The sequence below is a fragment of the Acidovorax temperans genome (genome assembly GCF_028596105.1).
In the GTDB taxonomy this organism is placed as follows: Bacteria; Pseudomonadota; Gammaproteobacteria; order Burkholderiales; family Burkholderiaceae_C; genus Acidovorax; species Acidovorax temperans.
The window spans coordinates 3,094,055-3,110,138 of record NZ_CP117193.1; the positions used below are offsets into that span (position 1 = coordinate 3,094,055).

Genomic DNA, 16,084 nt, shown 5'->3' on the forward strand with positions numbered 1-16,084 from the left:
CGATTGATTTTAGTAAAAATGGCCTCTAGCGCTTATGCAACAAGCGCTTACAGCTATATAAAAAGTAGCATTCAGCGCTGACTGAGCTTTGCCATAGAAGAACACGCCCTGCCCTGCCGCCGGATAGGACGGCGCTGACAACCGCATCTCCCGGCCTCCCACGTCCGGCAGTCGGAACGCTTCATACAGTGGTGCTTCGCTCGGCGCTGGGATGCATTGCTCGCAATCCGCGCCATCGCCCCCCGCAAAGACCACCAAGGAACTGATCCATGAAGTCCGCATTTCGCCTTCTCCCCGTGGCGCTGGTTGCCACATTCGCCGTGGCTGGCGCCCAGGCACAGAGCACTAACTCTTACCCCAGCCAGTCCGGTGAACGCGCATCGATGCTGCCCTACACCCATAACGGCTACACCGGCATCAGCGCCGGTCGCTCGAAGTACGATCTTTCCACCGGCCCTGCAGGCATGGCGTATGACAACTCCGACACGGCTTTCAAGATCTACACCGGGGGGTTCTTCCACCCCAACTGGGGCGTAGAGCTGGGTTACCTCAATGCAGGCAAGGCCCGGCGGCTGGGCGGTGATACCGAGGCCCATGGCTTCAACCTGAGCCTGGTGGGCCGTGCACCGCTGAACGAGCAATTCGACCTGTTCGGCAAAGTGGGTACGACCTATGGCCGCACCCGCACCTCCGGCGCCAGCGGCCTGGGCGTGCAGACGGGCAAGGAAGATGGCTTTGGCATGTCGTACGGCGTGGGTGCGCGCTGGGCATTCACCCCGCAGTGGGCCGCCGTGATCGAGTGGGAAAACCACAAACTCAAGTTTTCTGACAGCAAGCAAGACGTGAAGATGACCACGGTGGGTTTGCAATACCGTTTCTGACCACATCAAGCCTGAGCGAGCATCACAGGCGACTCAGCCAAGAAAAAAGGGACGCGGTGCAAACCACCGCGTCCCTTTTGTAACCGCTGAACCGGCTTATTCGCCCAGGTAGGCTGCGCGCACCTTGGGGTCGTTCAGCAGTTGCTGGCCGGGGCCGGTCATGGTGATCAGGCCCGATTCCATCACGTAGCCACGGTCGGCAATGGCCAGCGCACGGCTGGCGTTTTGCTCCACCAGCACAATGGTCACGCCCAGGGCGTACACGTCGCGCACCACTTCAAAGATCTTGTCCACCATGATGGGCGACAGGCCCATGGAGGGCTCGTCCAGCAGCAGCACCTTGGGCTGGCTCATCAGCGCACGGCCCATGGCCAGCATCTGCTGTTCGCCGCCCGACATGGTGCCGGCCAGCTGGTCCTTGCGCTCGCGCAGGCGCGGGAAGATGGTGAACATCTTTTCGATGTCGGCCAGGATGCCCGCCTTATCCTTGCGGATGTAGGCGCCCATCTGCAGGTTCTCGGTGATGGTCATGCGGGCGAACACGCCGCGGCCTTCCGGCACCATGACCAGGCCCTTCTTCACCAGATCCCAGGCGCCTTTGCCTTTGATGCTCTCGCCCAGGTATTCGATGTCGCCATCGTTGATGGGCAGGGTGCCGGTGATGGCCTTCATGGTGGTGGTCTTGCCCGCACCGTTGGAGCCGATCAGCGACACCAGCTCGCCTTCGCGTACTTCAAAGTCCACGCCCTTGACGGCCTGGATACCGCCGTAGGCCACCTTCAGGCCCTTGACCTGCAGCAGTACCTTGTTGGATTTCTCGGCCATTCTCAATGTCCTCCGGTGCCCAGATAGGCCTCAATCACTTTTTCGTTCTTCTGCACGGTGGCAGGGGTGCCTTCGGCAATCTGCTTGCCGTAGTCCAGCACCGTCACGCGGTCGCACAGGCCCATCACCAGCTTCACGTCGTGCTCGATGAGCAAGATGGTGCGGTTGTCATTGCGGATGCGGTCGATCAGCTCGCGCAGCTGCACCTTCTCGGTGGCGTTCATGCCGGCGGCGGGTTCGTCCAGCGCGATGAGCTGCGGGTCGGTGGCCAGGGCCCGGGCAATTTCCAGGCGGCGCTGGTCACCGTAGCTCAGGGTGCGGGCCTTGTAGTCGGCAAATTTGCCAATGCCCACGTAGTCCAGCAACTCTTGCGCACGCTTAGCGATCGCAGCCTCTTCGTCCTTGAAGCTCTTGGTGCGCAGCACGGCGCCCAGCAGGCCCGACTTGGTGCGAATGTGGCGGCCCACCATCACGTTCTCCAGCGCCGTCATTTCGGCAAACAGGCGAATGTTCTGGAAGGTGCGGGCAATGCCCGCCTTGGCCACTTCGTGCACCGCAGTGGGCTCGTAGGGCTTGCCTGCCAGCTCAAATGTGCCGCTGTCAGGGGTGTACAAGCCGGTGATCACGTTGAAAAACGTGGTCTTGCCAGCGCCGTTGGGGCCAATCAGGCCATAGACCTGACCGCGTTGAATGGTGATGCCAACATCAGAGAGGGCTTGCAGGCCGCCGAAGCGCTTGGAGATACCTGCAACCTTGAGCACCACATCGTTGGTTTTTTCTGCCATGTTCTAACTTTCTGCGATGGGTTCAAGTCTTTTGGGTCAGGCTCTTGCCGTGCTCTGGCGCAGGCCACAGGCCACGGGGACGCAGCAGCATGATGACGATCATGGCCAGGGCGATCAGCAGCTGGCGCAGGATGGCCGAGTCCAGACGACCGTCGGTCATGGCCTGCAACGGGCCAGCCACATAGCGCAGCACTTCAGGCAGCGCGGCCAGCAAAACGGCACCCAGGATCACGCCGGGGATGTGGCCAATACCGCCGAGCACCACCATCGCGATGATCATCACGGACTCCATCAGGCTGAACGACTCGGGCGAGACGAAGCCCTGGAAGGCACCGAACATGGCGCCCGACACGCCGCCGAACGAGGCGCCCATGCCGAAAGCCAGCAACTTCATGTTGCGGGTGTTGATACCCATGGCCTTGGCGGCGATTTCGTCTTCGCGGATGGCCATCCAGGCGCGGCCGATGCGCGAGTCCTGCAGGCGGTAGCAGATCACCACGGTGAAGATCACCAGGATCAGGAACAGGTAGTAGTACAGCGTGACGGAGTTGATGTCGTAGCCGAACAGTTCCAGGCGCTTGCCCAGGTCCAGACCGAAGATCTTGACCGAGTCGATCTGGCCGATGCCCTTGGGGCCGTTGGTCAGGTTGACGGGGTGGTCCAGGTTGTTCAGGAAGATGCGGATGATTTCGCCAAAGCCCAGGGTCACGATGGCCAGGTAGTCACCACGCAGCTTGAGGGTTGGCGCGCCCAGCAAGGCCCCGCAAAAGGCCGCCAACACCGCCGCCAGCGGGATCACCAGCCACAGCGAGGTGTGCAGGCCGTTGGGGAACATGGCGGCAAAGGCCGCAAAGTTGTCAGCCAGGTGCGGCGAAGCCATCAGGCCAAACAGGTAGGCGCCCACGGCGTAGAACGCTACGTAGCCCAAGTCGAGCAGGCCAGCGTAGCCCACCACGATGTTCAGGCCCAGGGCCAGCATCACGTACAGCAAGGCCAGGTCGGCGATGCGCACCCAGGCGTTGCCAAAGTACTGCAGGACCAGCGGGAGGATCAGGAGCGCAATGCCGCCCAGGACCCAGTTGATTTTGGTGTTCTTCATGGTGTGAGGCTCCTCAGGCGCGATCGGCCACACGCTCACCCAGCAGGCCCGAGGGGCGCAGCGTCAGGATGATGATGAGCACGATGAACGCAAAGATGTCGGTGTAGTGGCTGCCCAGCAAACCGCCCGTAAGCGTGCCGATGTAGCCCGAGCCGATGGCTTCGATGAGGCCCAGCAAGATGCCGCCCACCACCGCACCGGCCAGATTGCCGATGCCGCCAAACACGGCTGCCGTGAAGGCCTTGAGACCGGGCAGGAAGCCCATGGTGTGCTGCGCCGTGCCGTAGTTGGATGCGTACATCATGCCGGCGATGGCGGCCAGGATGGCGCCGATGATGAAGGTGGCAGAGATCACCATGTCGGGCTTGACGCCCATGAGCGAGGCCACGCGGGGGTTTTCCGCCGTGGCGCGCATGGCGCGGCCCAGGTTGGTGTGGTTCACCAGATAGACCAGCGAAGCCAGTGCGATGGCCGTCACACCCAGAATCAGGATCTGCGTGGGGGTGATGAAGGCGCCGCCCACCTGGAAAGGCGTGCTGGGCAACATCGTGGGATAGGGCTTGTAGTTGGGCTTCCAGATGATCATGGCCAGCGTCTGCAGCAAGATCGACATGCCGATGGCGGTGATCAGGGGAGCCAGGCGCGGGCTGTTGCGCAGGGGCCGGTATGCCACTTTTTCAATGACAAAGTTCAGGCTGGCGGCCACGATACAGGCGATGAGCGTGGCCAGAAGCAGGATGACCCAGCCCGGCGCGCCGGGCATGGCCCCTTGCATCAAGCCAATACAGCTCCAGCTTGTGAGTGCACCGATCATGAGCACTTCGCCGTGGGCGAAATTGATCAGTTGAATAATGCCGTACACCATCGTGTAGCCCAAGGCTATCAAGGCGTACATGCTGCCCAATACCAGACCGTTGATGATCTGCTGCAGCAAAATGTCCATAAGAAAAGTCCTTCGTTTGTGACGTGCCCATCGTGCAGACACCGGAATCGGTGCAGCCTTTTGGGCCCGACTGCCATCTAGCAAAAAACCCGCCAGAAATACAGCTGTGCGGGTTTGTGGTCGCGATTGTAGCGAGTACTCGTTTCGACTCCTCGCCAGCAGTTGCGGGGTTTTCCCGCGGATTTGCGCTTCATCAGCTACAAAAGCAATCCATAAGGAATTTTGATGCACCACCCGCAACCGATGTGTGAACTTATTACCCAGCCCATGCACAATCGGCATAAGGGGCCGCGCAGGCCCACGAAAAAGGGTTATTCAGCGGTTGGTGGGCGCGAAAGGTCTGCGGCGGCGTTGCGCTCGCGCAGGTCGCGCAGCTTCTGGGCGATCTTGATTTCCAGACCACGCTCCACCGGCTCATAAAAGCCGGGGTCGGCCATGCCGTCGGGCAGGTAGCGCTCGCCCGCCGCAAAACCGCCCTCCTCGTCGTGCGCGTAGCGGTAGCCCTTGCCGTAGTCGAGCTGCTTCATCAGCTGCGTGGGGGCGTTGCGCAAATGCATGGGCACAGGGCGGGTACCGTCCTGCTTCACCCAGGCCTTGGCAGCGTTGTAGGCCTTGTAAACCGCGTTGGACTTTGGGGCCACCGCCAAATACACCACACATTCGGCAAGGGCCAGCTCGCCCTCGGGCGAGCCCAGGCGCTCGTACACCTCGGCGGCGTCCAGCGCCAGGCGCAAGGCGCGCGGGTCGGCCAGGCCAATGTCTTCGGCCGCCATGCGCACCAGGCGGCGTGCCATGTAGCGCGGGTCTGCACCACCATCGAGCATGCGCACCAGCCAGTAAAGCGCCGCATCCGGGTCAGAGCCGCGCACCGACTTGTGCAGCGCGCTGATGGTGTCGTAGAACTGCTCACCACCCTTGTCGTAGCGGCGCATACGCTCGCCCAGCACCTTCAGCAGCCAGGCGTCGGTGATCTCTTCCAGCTTTTCCTGGGTGGCCGCCATGGCCAGGGTTTCGAGCGTGTTGAGCAGCTTGCGGGCGTCGCCATCGGCATAGGCCACCAGGCGATCAATTGCTATGCTTTCCATAGCTGGTACCGCTTGATGGGATTGCGCCAGGGCCACAATTTGCTTCAAATCGTCGGCGGACAGCGGTTGCAGCACATACACGGCCGCACGCGACAGCAGGGCCGAGTTCACCTCGAACGATGGGTTCTCGGTGGTGGCCCCAATGAAGGTGAACAGCCCGCTTTCGACGTGCGGCAAAAAGGCATCTTGCTGGCTCTTGTTGAAGCGGTGCACCTCGTCCACAAACACCAGGGTGCGCTGCTGCATAAGCCCATCACGCGCCGCCTGGGCACGTTCCACCGCATCGCGGATGTCTTTTACACCGCCCAGCACCGCGCTGATGCTGATGAACTGCGCGTCAAATGCGTCGGCCATCAGCCGGGCGATGGTGGTTTTGCCGACACCCGGCGGGCCCCACAGGATGCAGCTGTGCGGGCGGCCCGACTCGAACGCCAGCCGCAGCGGCATGCCCGGCCCCAGCACATGCTGCTGGCCCACCACCTCGGCCAGCGTGCGCGGGCGCAGGACTTCGGCCAGGGGCTGGTGCAAGCCCAAGGGGGAAGCGACGGGGTCAGCGGGTTTTCGGGTCATAAAGTGAAGTGCACACGGGGCGGGGCAGCTATTGCACCAAAGGCCATGCTCACTTGAAGCAAAAACATGGCTCTTCTAGCGAATAGTAGTGATGGCAATCGCCGTACGTCTGTAGACGGTGATTTCGTCGTGCGACATTTATCGAGTGCATCACTAGTGTGGTGTCTCAAAAGTAATCATCAAATAATGGTACTCGCTGCCCGCGCCACAGATGCCAAGATGGTGTCCGCACTTTTATGCCACACGAACGGCTTGGGATCCTCGTTGTGACGATCAATGTATTCCCGTATGGATTGCTCCAGCTGAGCAACGCTGGTGTGGGCGCTGCGCTTGATCCACTGCTCGCTGATCTGGCTAAAGAAACGCTCGACCAGATTGAGCCAGGACGCTGAGGTGGGCGTGAAGTGAACGTGGTAGCGAGGATGGGCTGCTAGCCAGGCCCGCACTGCCTGCGTCTTGTGCGTGCCGTAGTTGTCCATGATTAGGTGGATGTCTTGTTCGCCAGGCACCGCTGCATCGATGGCTTTGAGGAACTGCAGGAATTCCACACTGCGGTGACGGCGCTTGAGCTGTCCTATGACTTTGCCAGTGGCCACATCCAGCGCTGCAAACAGCGACGTTGTGCCATGGCGCTTGTAATCGTGCGTGCGCGTGCTGGGTTTGCCAAACGTCAGTGGTAACCCTGGTTGGGTGCGATCCAGAGCCTGGATCTGGCTCTTCTCGTCCACGCACAGCACCAAGGCGCGATCGGGTGGTGCCATATACAGCCCCACCACATCCCGTACCTTGTCCACGAAATGGGGATCCGTCGATAGCTTGAAGGTTTCTTGCAGGTGCGGCTTCAGCCCAAAGGCATGCCAGATGCGCTGCACCGTCGCGGGCGATACGCCAGCGTGCCGACTCATCTGGCGCACGCTCCAGTGCGTGGCGTTGTCAGGCTTGCTCTGGCGAACCTTGTCCACAATGAGCTGAACCTGCTCGTCGCCCACACTGCGCGGGCGGCCAGCGCGCGGGGCATCGGTCAAACCCGCCAGACGATACGCCCGGTAGCGCCGCCGCCACTTGGAGACAGTTTGCACCGTCGTGCCCAAGCGTTGGGCAATCATGGTGCCCGACTCCCCATCTGCGCAGCCCAGCACGATTCGCATGCGCAGCTTCTCGTCCTCGGGCGCTTTGCGTACGCGCAGTCGCGCATGCAGCTCTGCGCGCTCGGCATCGGTGATCTGCAGCTTCGTGGCGGGGCGTCCAGGGTGGGCCATCAGCGTAGTCTCCTATAAGGAAGCTGATTCGACCAACACCGGTCAAAATAGTTCTATCTATTTTTGAGACGCTACACTAGCATTCGCTAGAAGAGCCAAAAACATCGGGTAGCGCTTTATCTGCAAGCGCAGGCAGCTATTGAAATAATAGCAATCACCATTCCATTCATCTGGCCTATGTCCGGGGCTGCCAGTCCACCGGCCTTATTGCTTGACGATGTCTGCACCGGCCGGTGGCTTGAACTGGAAGGTGCTGGCGGGCAGCGCCGGGTTGACCTGCATGCCCTTGAAACGAATCGCCGAGCGCTGGCCGAAGCTGTCCACAATGTCCAGCGCCGCCAGTTGTTCGCCCGCAAACCCCACGCGCACGCTCTGCAACTGGCCGTCCTTGGCCTTGGGGGTGGCTTGCACCCACTGCAAGCCATCCTGGTCAGGCGCGGCGGCCAGTGTGAAATCAGCCCGCAGGGCCGACAGGTCTGCCGCCGAGGCAATCAGCGAAGCAGGCGTGGAGCCCAGTGCCTGCGCCTGCGAACGCTGGGTGACCTGGTTCAGGTCCACATCCAGCAGCCACAGGGTTTGCCCATCGGCCACGATGGTTTGCTCGAACGGCTTTTGGTAGACGAACTTGAAGCGCCCTGGGCGCTGAAATTCAAAGGTACCGCTGGATGTCTTGCTGCGTGCGGCCTGCCCGTCTTTGGGCGGAGAGGTCACCACCTGCGTGAAATCGGCCCGCCCGGTCTGCGTGCCTTTCATGAAGTTTTCAAGGCTTTTTAGCCCATCAGCGCTTGCCAGGCTTGCGCTGGCAGCTATCAAAATTGCAGTGAAAATCTTTTTCAACAAAAACTCCTAGAACGCGATGCTCGTCCCCTGACTGGCCCACAGCCCCTCGCGGGCCGGGCTGCCATGGGCTGCGTGCAGATCAGCCCTCGCGCGCCGGCACCAGCACTTCGCGCTGGCCGCTGGCCGTGAGGGCGCTGACCAAGCCGGCTTTTTCCATGTCTTCCAGCAGGCGGGCCGAGCGGTTGTAGCCAATGCGCAGCTTGCGCTGCACATAAGAGATGCTGGCCTTGCGGTCTTTCAGCACCACCTCGACGGCTTGGTCGTACATGGGGTCTTTCTCACCGCCTTCACCCCCCTCTGCCGACAAATCGCCGTCGCCCTCTACAGTGCCACCTTCCAGCACCCCTTCGATGTAGTCCGGCTCCCCTTGTTCCTTGAGGTAACTGACGACACGGTGTACTTCCTCGTCTGACACGAAGGCGCCATGCACCCGAATGGGCAGGCCCGTGCCGCTGGCCATGTAGAGCATGTCGCCCATGCCCAGCAGGGCTTCAGCGCCCATCTGGTCAAGAATGGTGCGGCTGTCGATCTTGCTGCTCACCTGGAAGGCGATGCGGGTGGGAATGTTGGCCTTGATCAGACCAGTGATCACGTCCACGCTGGGGCGCTGGGTGGCCAGAATCAGGTGAATGCCAGCCGCACGGGCCTTTTGCGCCAAGCGCGCAATCAGCTCTTCGATCTTCTTGCCCACCACCATCATCAGGTCGGCCAGCTCGTCGATGACCACCACAATATGCGGCAGGCGCTGTAGCGGCTCGGGCTCTTCAGGCGTCAGGCTGAAGGGGTTGTAGATGAACTCTTCCTTGGCCTTGGCTTCGTCGATCTTGGCGTTGTAGCCTGCCAGGTTGCGCACGCCCAGTTTGGACATGAGCTTGTAGCGCCGCTCCATCTCGGCCACGCACCAGTTCAGGCCGTGGGCGGCCTGTTTCATGTCCGTCACGACCGGAGCCAGCAGGTGCGGAATGCCTTCGTAGACCGACATTTCCAGCATCTTGGGGTCGATCATCAACAGGCGCACATCGCGCGCCTCCGCCTTGTAGAGCAGCGAGAGAATCATGGCGTTGATCCCCACCGACTTGCCCGAGCCCGTGGTACCGGCCACCAGCACGTGCGGCATCTTGGCCAAGTCTGCCACCACCGGGTTGCCCACGATGTCCTTGCCCAGGCCCATGGTGAGCATGCTCTTGGCGTCGTGGTAAATCTGTGAGCCCAGGATTTCGGACAGGCGAATCGACTGGCGCTTGGCGTTAGGCAGCTCCAGCGCCATGTAGTTCTTGCCCGGAATGGTCTCCACCACGCGGATGGACACCAGGCTGAGCGAGCGCGCCAGGTCTTTGGCGAGGCCCACGATCTGTGAGCCTTTCACGCCCGTGGCGGGCTCGATTTCATAGCGTGTGATCACCGGGCCGGGCATGGCTGCCACCACGCGCACTTCCACGCCAAAGTCCTTGAGCTTTTTCTCGATGAGGCGGCTGGTCATCTCCAGCGTGTCGGAAGAAACGGTTTCCTGCTTCTGTTGCGGCCCGTCCAGCAGATCCACCATGGGCAGCTTGCTGTCAGGCATGTCGGTGAACAAGGGCTTTTGCCGCTCTTTCACCACCCGTGCGCTCTGGGGGGTATCCACCAGCACAGGCTCGATGATCTGCACGGGCTCGGGGTGGTGCTCTTCGCTCTCGGTGCGCTCCTCGCGCACCACCACCGCACGTTCGCGCGCGGCCTTGCGGCCCACGGCCACGTCCTTGGCCACTTCGCGCTGCGCCAGGCGCGACTGCACCAGCGCATCAATGCGCCCACCCAGCCACTCGGCCACATGCCCCCACGAAAAGCGAAACACCATGGAAGCGCCCACCACCAGCAGCACGATGCTCACCAGGCCCGAGCCGGTAAAGCCCAGCCACTTCATGGCACTCAAGCCCACCGTGTAGCCCAGCACCCCACCACCGTGGCCGCCCGGCAGGTACGACTCGAACCGGTACAGGCGCGACCATTCCAGTGCGGCACTGGCGCAGACGAGCAAAATCAGCCCCACCCAGAACACCAGACGGCGCATGGCGGGCGATGGAGCGCCTTCGGGCACTTCACCACCGCGCATCCACCGCGCCAACGACGCAAACCAGGCGCACACGGCCGCTGCCACGCACCACCACACCGAAAAACCCAGCGCGAAGTAGCTGCCATCAGCCAGCCACGCCCCCAGGCGCCCCGCCCAGTTGGCCACCATGCGCGACGAACCCACGCCCGATGAGGACCAGGACGGGTCTTGAGCCGAATAGCTGACCAAGGCCAGCAACCAGAAAATCAGGGCCAGCAGCCCCACCAGCAAACTGACCTCATGACCGAACCGGGCCGCGCCGGTGCGGGGGGGCGACTTGGCCGCCGCAGAAGCATTCAAGGTATTGAGGGAATAAGTCATAACGTGCCGGGCAAGCTTACCCCATGGGCAAGGGCAGACCGCGCCCGCAGCGGTGCGGACATGGCCTTCAATTCAGGGAGTTCAGGCGCTCTTTGAGCAGGGTCACGCCACTGGGCAAGGTCTGGATAAAGGCACGCTCTTCCAGGTCTTTCATCACGCGGCTGACCATCTCGCGCGAGGCACCCACCATCTTGGCCAGATCCTGGCGCGAGATTTTCTCGCGAATGATCCACTGGCCATGAGCATCTTGCACCGCAAACTCCAGCAGGGCATGGGCCACGCGGCCATACACATCCAGTAACGCCAGTGACTCAATTTTGCGGTCGGCATGGCGCAGGCGCTTGACCAGACCGCGCATCACCACCAGCGACATGGAGGCGTTTTCCGCGAGGCAGCGGGCAAAGTCCGCCCGGCCGAGCAGCAGCACATCGGTCTGCACCTCGGCCCGCACCGTGGCCGAATGCGGCTCGTTGTCGATGATGCTCATCTCGCCGATGTAGTCGCCCGGCCCCAGAGTGGCCAGAATCACCTCACGGCCCCGGCTGTCGGCCGACACCACGCGCGCCCTGCCCGTCAGCAAAATGGCCAGGGCGTTGGACTTTTGCCCTTGCTCGACCAGCACCTCACCGCGCTTGTAGCGTTGCTTGGTCACCGCGCCGCTGATCACTTCCGCCTGCGTCACCGTGAGCAACGAGAACAATGGCACCCTGCGCAGCAGGTCCAGGTTGGACAACATGGTTGACATGGAAAAGACTTCTCCTCAACAGCAAAACGAACCCATCCCAACCACCACGGTTTTGATGGGTTCTTACAATCACCACGATTGAAAACGGCCTGTTCCTGTGTGCCGCCCCTCGGCGGATACTTGGTGGGCTCTCTTTTTATTTTCCAACAGCGCCCAGCCTCCCTGGCAGGCGCGCACAACACAGGCTTGTACCATGTCCATCACCCAACACGCGAAAGTTCTGATCCTCGGCTCTGGCCCTGCCGGCTACACCGCAGCCGTTTACGCTGCGCGTGCCAACCTGAACCCCGTGCTGATCACCGGCATGGCGCAGGGCGGGCAGCTGATGACCACCACAGAAGTGGATAACTGGCCCGCTGACGTGCACGGCGTGCAAGGCCCGGACCTGATGCAGCGCTTTCTGGAGCACGCCGAGCGCTTCAAGACCCAGATCATCTTCGACCACATCAACAAGGTCGATTTCAGCAAGCGCCCCTTCACCCTCACAGGCGACAGCGGTACCTACACCTGCGACTCCCTCATCATCGCCACCGGCGCATCGGCCAAGTATCTGGGCCTGCCCTCGGAAGAAGCTTTCATGGGTCGCGGCGTGTCGGGCTGCGCCACCTGCGATGGTTTCTTCTACCGCGACCAGGACGTGTGCGTGGTGGGTGGCGGCAACACGGCCGTGGAAGAGGCGCTCTACCTCTCGAACATCGCCCGCAAGGTCACGCTGGTGCACCGCCGCGACAAGTTCAAGGCCGAGCCCATTCTGGTGGACAAGCTTAACGAAAAAGTGGCTGCCGGCAAGATCGAGCTGAAGGTGTTCCACACCCTGGACGAAGTGCTGGGCGACGACACCGGCGTGACGGGCATTCGCATCAAGAGCACGCAAGACGGCAGCACCCAGGACATCGAGCTCAAGGGCTGCTTCATTGCCATTGGCCATGCGCCCAATACTGAAATCTTCCAGGGCCAGCTGGAGATGGACAACGGCTACATCGTCACGCAGGGCGGGCTCAAGGGCTTTGCCACCCAGACCAGCGTGCCCGGTGTGTTTGCCGCAGGCGACGTGCAAGACCACGTGTACCGCCAAGCCATCACCAGCGCGGGCACGGGCTGCATGGCCGCACTCGATGCGCAGCGCTTCCTGGAACAAGAGGCTTGATCGAAAAGCAGGCCGCAGGCTATAATCTGCGGCTTTGCTGATTCCTGCCCGCCGTCCTGGCGGAACTTCAGGTTCAACAATCGGGTTACCGCCACCCTTTCTGGCGAGGTGAGACCGCTAGCGAGCCCTGCGCACTTTGCCAGGGCGCCCGCAAATGGTCGTTATAAAAGTATCGGAGTGTCCTGATGGCACGCGTCTGCGACGTAACGGGCAAGAAGCCCATGACTGGGAACAACGTTTCCCACGCCAACAACAAAACCAAGCGCCGGTTCCTGCCGAACCTGCAATACCGCCGTTTCTGGGTTGAGAGCGAAAACCGCTGGGTGCGCCTGCGTGTTTCGAGCGCTGCCCTGCGTTTGATCGACAAGAACGGTATCGACTCGGTGCTCGCAGACCTGCGTGCCCGTGGCCAGGCTTAAGGAGTAGCACCATGGCAAGCAAAGGCGGACGCGACAAGATCAAGCTGGAATCCACTGCGGGTACCGGCCACTTCTACACCACGACCAAGAACAAGAAGACCATGCCCGAGAAGATGCTGATCATGAAATTTGATCCAAAAGCTCGCAAGCATGTGGAATACAAGGAAATGAAGCTGAAGTAATTCAGCCCTCTTCCCCAAAAACCGCCCGGCAGCAATGCCCGGCGGTTTTTTTATGTCTGCGCTATTTGCATCTGACTTGCTGGCGGCCAATGAGGGCAATTACCTCAAGACAACGCTTCTGGAAATCCTGAGTACCGGACTGCCATGCCAATACGGCAGCCCATGTACTTCACCGCAGCAGTCTTTAGCGCCAGCAGAGGCCCCTAGGCAACCGAGCCTTTACGGAGCGCCGGCTAGATCAGGCCTGCACGGAGCGCAAGCGCAAAGAGAACTCGCGCAGCGCGGCAATGCCGCTTTCTTCAGCGCGGCGACACCAGGCCTGCAAATCTACAGTGAGCTGCTCGCGCGAGTGAGAGGTGTTAAGCCACAACTGGCGCAGTTCTTCGCGCATGGTGACCATGGTGTCCAGCGCAGGGTACGCGGCACGCACCTGGGCCAGTTGGGGCAAGGCCTGCGCAGGCACTTTCTCGGCGTCGCGGTGCAGCCAGCGCTTGGCGGCCTTGAGCACGGACACATCGCCATGGCGCGCCTTCAAGGCAGCGATTTCATCCTTGCACGCCTGGCGCACACCCCGGGCATAGCCCGCCATCACCTCGTAGCGGTTGGCGATCAAGGCTTCCAGCGTTTTCTCATCAGCCACAGGCTTGGGGGCACCCAACTGCAGCTTGGGCGGCACCTTCTTCACCGTGGCCCAGCCCACCTTTTGCATCAGGCTGATGTACAGCCAGCCGATGTCGAATTCAAACGGCTTGACCGAGAACTTGGCCGCCGTGGGGTAGGTGTGGTGGTTGTTGTGCAACTCTTCCCCGCCAATCAGGATGCCCCAGGGCGAGAGATTGGTGCTGGCGTCTTGCGCCTCGAAGTTGCGGTAGCCCCAGTAGTGGCCCACGCCGTTGACCACCCCGGCCGCCCAGAACGGAATCCAGGCCATCTGCACCGCCCACACGGCAGCGCCTGCAGCGCCGAACAAGGCCAGATTCAAAATCAGCATCAGGCCCACGCCCTGCCAGCCAAAGCGGCTGTACACGTTGCGCTCCACCCAGTCATTGGGGGTGCCATGGCCAAATTTCTGGAGGGTTTCGGGGTTTTTGGCCTCAGCGCGGTACAGCTCGGCGCCGCGCCACATTACGGTATCCAGCCCACGCGTTTGCGGGCTGTGTGGGTCGTCCGGCGTTTCGCACTTGGCGTGGTGCTTGCGGTGAATGGCCACCCATTCCTTGGTCTGCATGCCCGTGCCCACCCACAGCCAGAAACGGAAGAAATGCGAGGGGATGGCGTGCAACTCCAGCGCCCGGTGGGCCTGTGCGCGGTGCAAGAAGATCGTCACCGCCGCGATGGTGATGTGCGTCGTAACCAGCGTGTACAGCACGATCTGCCACCAGGTCAGGTTCCACAGGCCATGGCCCAGCCAATCAATGATGGCGTCCAACACCGCCCAATCAGGTAACAACATATTCACACTGCCTCTTCCACACACAAAACAGCCCACGCGGGGCACTCGACACAAATTCTAGGACGGCATTCCATTTTTGGGGATCGGGGTTCCCCGCGAATGGACGCCGCCAGGGGCAACACAGTTGCCCGGGGATCAACCCTTGCGCGTCCACACGGCGGCGAAGAAGCCGTCCGTCTGGTGGCGGTGGGGCCACATGCGCAAATAGGCTGTGCCAGTCTCGCCACCGCTGCACAGGCTGGCGGCCTGCTCCACTTTCAGCTGGCCCAGAACTTCACCCGCATCCAGCGGCACGAAATCCGGGTGGGCTGCGGTAAATGCTTCGGCAATGGCCTCGTTCTCCTGCGGCAAGATGCTGCAGGTGGCATAGACCAGACGCCCGCCCGGTTTGAGCAAGCGGGCGGCGCTGTCCAGAATGGCGGCCTGTTTGACCACCAGCTCTTGCACCGCCTTGGCAGACTGGCGCCATTTGAGGTCAGGGTTGCGGCGCAGCGTGCCCAGGCCCGAGCAAGGGGCGTCCACCAGCACGCGGTCGATCTTGCCGGCCAGGCGCTTGATGCGCTCGTCGCGCTCGTGGGCAATGGCGGCGGGGTGGATGTTCGACAGGCCGCTGCGGGCCATGCGGGGCTTGAGGGCATCGAGCCGGTGGGCCGACACATCAAACGCGTAAAGGCGGCCCGTGCTGCGCATGGTGGCGCCAATCGCCAGGGTCTTGCCACCAGCACCGGCACAAAAGTCCACCACCATTTCGCCGCGCTTGGCGTCCAGCAGCAATGCCAGCAGTTGCGAGCCTTCGTCCTGCACCTCGATGGCGCCACGGGTGAAGGCGTCGAGCTTGGTCAGTGCGGGCTTGCCCTCAATGCGAAGGCCCCACGGGGAATATGGCGTCGCTACTGATTTGATAGCTGCCTGCGCAAGCTCCTTCTGCACATCAGCCCGTTTTTCCTTCAAAACGTTGACGCGCAGGTCCAGCGGCGCGTTCTGCGCCATGCTTTCAGCCAGCGGCCAGAACTCATCGCCCAGCTGGTCCTTGAGGGGCTGTACCAGCCACTCGGGCAGGTTGTGGCGGTGGCGCTCCATCAGGTCGGCGGGGTTGATGGCGTCGCACTGGTCGAGCCAGTTCTTTTCCTGCTCGGTCAGCGCACTCTTCAAAAAGTCACGTGGGCCATGAAAGCCCAGGATGGCCAGGCGCCGCTCCTTGGGGCCAGAACCCGAGGGCGCGAGGTGGTCGAACAAGAGCTTTTTGCGCAGCACGGTGTACACCGTTTCTGCCAGGGTGGCGCGCTCGCGCGGGCCCAGGCCGCGGTTGTCGCGAAAAAAGCGGGACACCACGGCGTCGGCCGGGTGTTCAAACGTGAGGGTCAGCCGCACCAGCTCGGCACAGGCGTCAAGAAGAACTTTGGGATGCATCCCCCGATTGTCCCACTATGGCCCCAGG

General features: G+C 61.9%; 15 protein-coding genes. 4 read left to right on the forward strand and 11 right to left on the reverse strand.

Annotation, left to right across the window (positions count from 1 at the left end; translation table 11 throughout):
• Nucleotides 1-269 precede the first annotated feature (269 nt).
• Nucleotides 270-881 (forward strand): outer membrane beta-barrel protein, encoded by a 612-nt coding sequence (locus tag PQV96_RS14540; RefSeq protein ID WP_207373920.1) that lies wholly within the window; start codon nucleotides 270-272, stop codon nucleotides 879-881.
• A 96-nt stretch (nucleotides 882-977) separates the two neighbouring features.
• Here the strand turns inward: PQV96_RS14540 and PQV96_RS14545 are convergent, their stop codons facing one another.
• The 9 genes from PQV96_RS14545 to PQV96_RS14585 form a co-directional block, all read right to left on the reverse strand.
• The gene (locus PQV96_RS14545) at nucleotides 978-1,706 is read right to left on the reverse strand and encodes an ABC transporter ATP-binding protein (protein WP_044395961.1); all 729 of its coding nucleotides are present in this window, start codon (nucleotides 1,704-1,706) and stop codon (nucleotides 978-980) included.
• Nucleotides 1,707-1,708: 2 nt separating this feature from the next.
• Nucleotides 1,709-2,491, reverse strand: a complete 783-nt coding sequence (locus tag PQV96_RS14550; protein WP_207373919.1) for an ABC transporter ATP-binding protein — start codon at nucleotides 2,489-2,491, stop codon at nucleotides 1,709-1,711.
• Between the two features lie 22 nt (nucleotides 2,492-2,513).
• A complete protein-coding gene (locus PQV96_RS14555; RefSeq protein ID WP_044396106.1) occupies nucleotides 2,514-3,590 on the reverse strand; it encodes an ABC transporter permease subunit in 1,077 nt (358 codons plus the stop codon).
• Nucleotides 3,591-3,603: 13 nt separating this feature from the next.
• Entirely contained in the window at nucleotides 3,604-4,533 is a 930-nt protein-coding gene (locus PQV96_RS14560) for a branched-chain amino acid ABC transporter permease (RefSeq protein ID WP_044395959.1), read from the reverse strand.
• A gap of 311 nt (nucleotides 4,534-4,844) precedes the next feature.
• Nucleotides 4,845-6,188, reverse strand: coding sequence for a replication-associated recombination protein A (locus tag PQV96_RS14565; RefSeq protein ID WP_273623311.1), 1,344 nt, complete (start codon nucleotides 6,186-6,188; stop codon nucleotides 4,845-4,847).
• A gap of 179 nt (nucleotides 6,189-6,367) precedes the next feature.
• A complete protein-coding gene (locus PQV96_RS14570; RefSeq protein ID WP_005801445.1) occupies nucleotides 6,368-7,447 on the reverse strand; it encodes an IS630 family transposase in 1,080 nt (359 codons plus the stop codon).
• Between the two features lie 204 nt (nucleotides 7,448-7,651).
• Nucleotides 7,652-8,284 (reverse strand): outer membrane lipoprotein periplasmic chaperone LolA, encoded by a 633-nt coding sequence (gene lolA / locus PQV96_RS14575; RefSeq protein ID WP_066690902.1) that lies wholly within the window; start codon nucleotides 8,282-8,284, stop codon nucleotides 7,652-7,654.
• Between the two features lie 82 nt (nucleotides 8,285-8,366).
• Nucleotides 8,367-10,700, reverse strand: coding sequence for a DNA translocase FtsK (locus PQV96_RS14580; RefSeq protein ID WP_066690904.1), 2,334 nt, complete (start codon nucleotides 10,698-10,700; stop codon nucleotides 8,367-8,369).
• Between the two features lie 67 nt (nucleotides 10,701-10,767).
• On the reverse strand, nucleotides 10,768-11,445 hold the full coding sequence (locus PQV96_RS14585; RefSeq protein ID WP_207373916.1) for a Crp/Fnr family transcriptional regulator: 678 nt from the start codon (nucleotides 11,443-11,445) through the stop codon (nucleotides 10,768-10,770).
• Between the two features lie 193 nt (nucleotides 11,446-11,638).
• On the opposite strand from PQV96_RS14585, the gene trxB reads away from it, so the two are divergent.
• From trxB to rpmG, 3 genes are all read left to right on the forward strand, one after another.
• Nucleotides 11,639-12,592 (forward strand): thioredoxin-disulfide reductase, encoded by a 954-nt coding sequence (gene trxB, locus PQV96_RS14590; RefSeq protein ID WP_044395953.1) that lies wholly within the window; start codon nucleotides 11,639-11,641, stop codon nucleotides 12,590-12,592.
• A 185-nt stretch (nucleotides 12,593-12,777) separates the two neighbouring features.
• Nucleotides 12,778-13,011, forward strand: a complete 234-nt coding sequence (gene rpmB / locus PQV96_RS14595; RefSeq protein WP_015013086.1) for a 50S ribosomal protein L28 — start codon at nucleotides 12,778-12,780, stop codon at nucleotides 13,009-13,011.
• Nucleotides 13,012-13,022: 11 nt separating this feature from the next.
• On the forward strand, nucleotides 13,023-13,193 hold the full coding sequence (rpmG, locus tag PQV96_RS14600) for a 50S ribosomal protein L33 (protein ID WP_008904999.1): 171 nt from the start codon (nucleotides 13,023-13,025) through the stop codon (nucleotides 13,191-13,193).
• A gap of 238 nt (nucleotides 13,194-13,431) precedes the next feature.
• On the opposite strand, the gene PQV96_RS14605 is transcribed toward rpmG, so the two are convergent.
• On the reverse strand, nucleotides 13,432-14,646 hold the full coding sequence (locus PQV96_RS14605; protein ID WP_207373915.1) for a DesA family fatty acid desaturase: 1,215 nt from the start codon (nucleotides 14,644-14,646) through the stop codon (nucleotides 13,432-13,434).
• Nucleotides 14,647-14,781: 135 nt separating this feature from the next.
• Nucleotides 14,782-16,056 (reverse strand): RsmB/NOP family class I SAM-dependent RNA methyltransferase, encoded by a 1,275-nt coding sequence (locus tag PQV96_RS14610; RefSeq protein ID WP_207373914.1) that lies wholly within the window; start codon nucleotides 16,054-16,056, stop codon nucleotides 14,782-14,784.
• Nucleotides 16,057-16,084: the final 28 nt, after the last annotated feature.

What these genes read in the sequence shown, in the direction of transcription:
- PQV96_RS14570 (WP_005801445.1), bottom strand. Translation starts at nt 7,447, where the DNA reads ATGGCCCACCCTGGACGCCCCGCCACGAAGCTGCAGATCACCGATGCC.
- PQV96_RS14565 (WP_273623311.1), bottom strand. Translation starts at nt 6,188, where the DNA reads ATGACCCGAAAACCCGCTGACCCCGTCGCTTCCCCCTTGGGCTTGCAC.
- PQV96_RS14585 (WP_207373916.1), bottom strand. Translation starts at nt 11,445, where the DNA reads ATGTCAACCATGTTGTCCAACCTGGACCTGCTGCGCAGGGTGCCATTG.
- PQV96_RS14605 (WP_207373915.1), bottom strand. Translation starts at nt 14,646, where the DNA reads ATGTTGTTACCTGATTGGGCGGTGTTGGACGCCATCATTGATTGGCTG.
- trxB (WP_044395953.1), top strand. Translation starts at nt 11,639, where the DNA reads ATGTCCATCACCCAACACGCGAAAGTTCTGATCCTCGGCTCTGGCCCT.
- rpmG (WP_008904999.1), top strand. Translation starts at nt 13,023, where the DNA reads ATGGCAAGCAAAGGCGGACGCGACAAGATCAAGCTGGAATCCACTGCG.
- PQV96_RS14550 (WP_207373919.1), bottom strand. Translation starts at nt 2,491, where the DNA reads ATGGCAGAAAAAACCAACGATGTGGTGCTCAAGGTTGCAGGTATCTCC.
- PQV96_RS14545 (WP_044395961.1), bottom strand. Translation starts at nt 1,706, where the DNA reads ATGGCCGAGAAATCCAACAAGGTACTGCTGCAGGTCAAGGGCCTGAAG.
- rpmB (WP_015013086.1), top strand. Translation starts at nt 12,778, where the DNA reads ATGGCACGCGTCTGCGACGTAACGGGCAAGAAGCCCATGACTGGGAAC.
- PQV96_RS14555 (WP_044396106.1), bottom strand. Translation starts at nt 3,590, where the DNA reads ATGAAGAACACCAAAATCAACTGGGTCCTGGGCGGCATTGCGCTCCTG.
- PQV96_RS14580 (WP_066690904.1), bottom strand. Translation starts at nt 10,700, where the DNA reads ATGACTTATTCCCTCAATACCTTGAATGCTTCTGCGGCGGCCAAGTCG.
- PQV96_RS14560 (WP_044395959.1), bottom strand. Translation starts at nt 4,533, where the DNA reads ATGGACATTTTGCTGCAGCAGATCATCAACGGTCTGGTATTGGGCAGC.
- PQV96_RS14610 (WP_207373914.1), bottom strand. Translation starts at nt 16,056, where the DNA reads ATGCATCCCAAAGTTCTTCTTGACGCCTGTGCCGAGCTGGTGCGGCTG.
- PQV96_RS14540 (WP_207373920.1), top strand. Translation starts at nt 270, where the DNA reads ATGAAGTCCGCATTTCGCCTTCTCCCCGTGGCGCTGGTTGCCACATTC.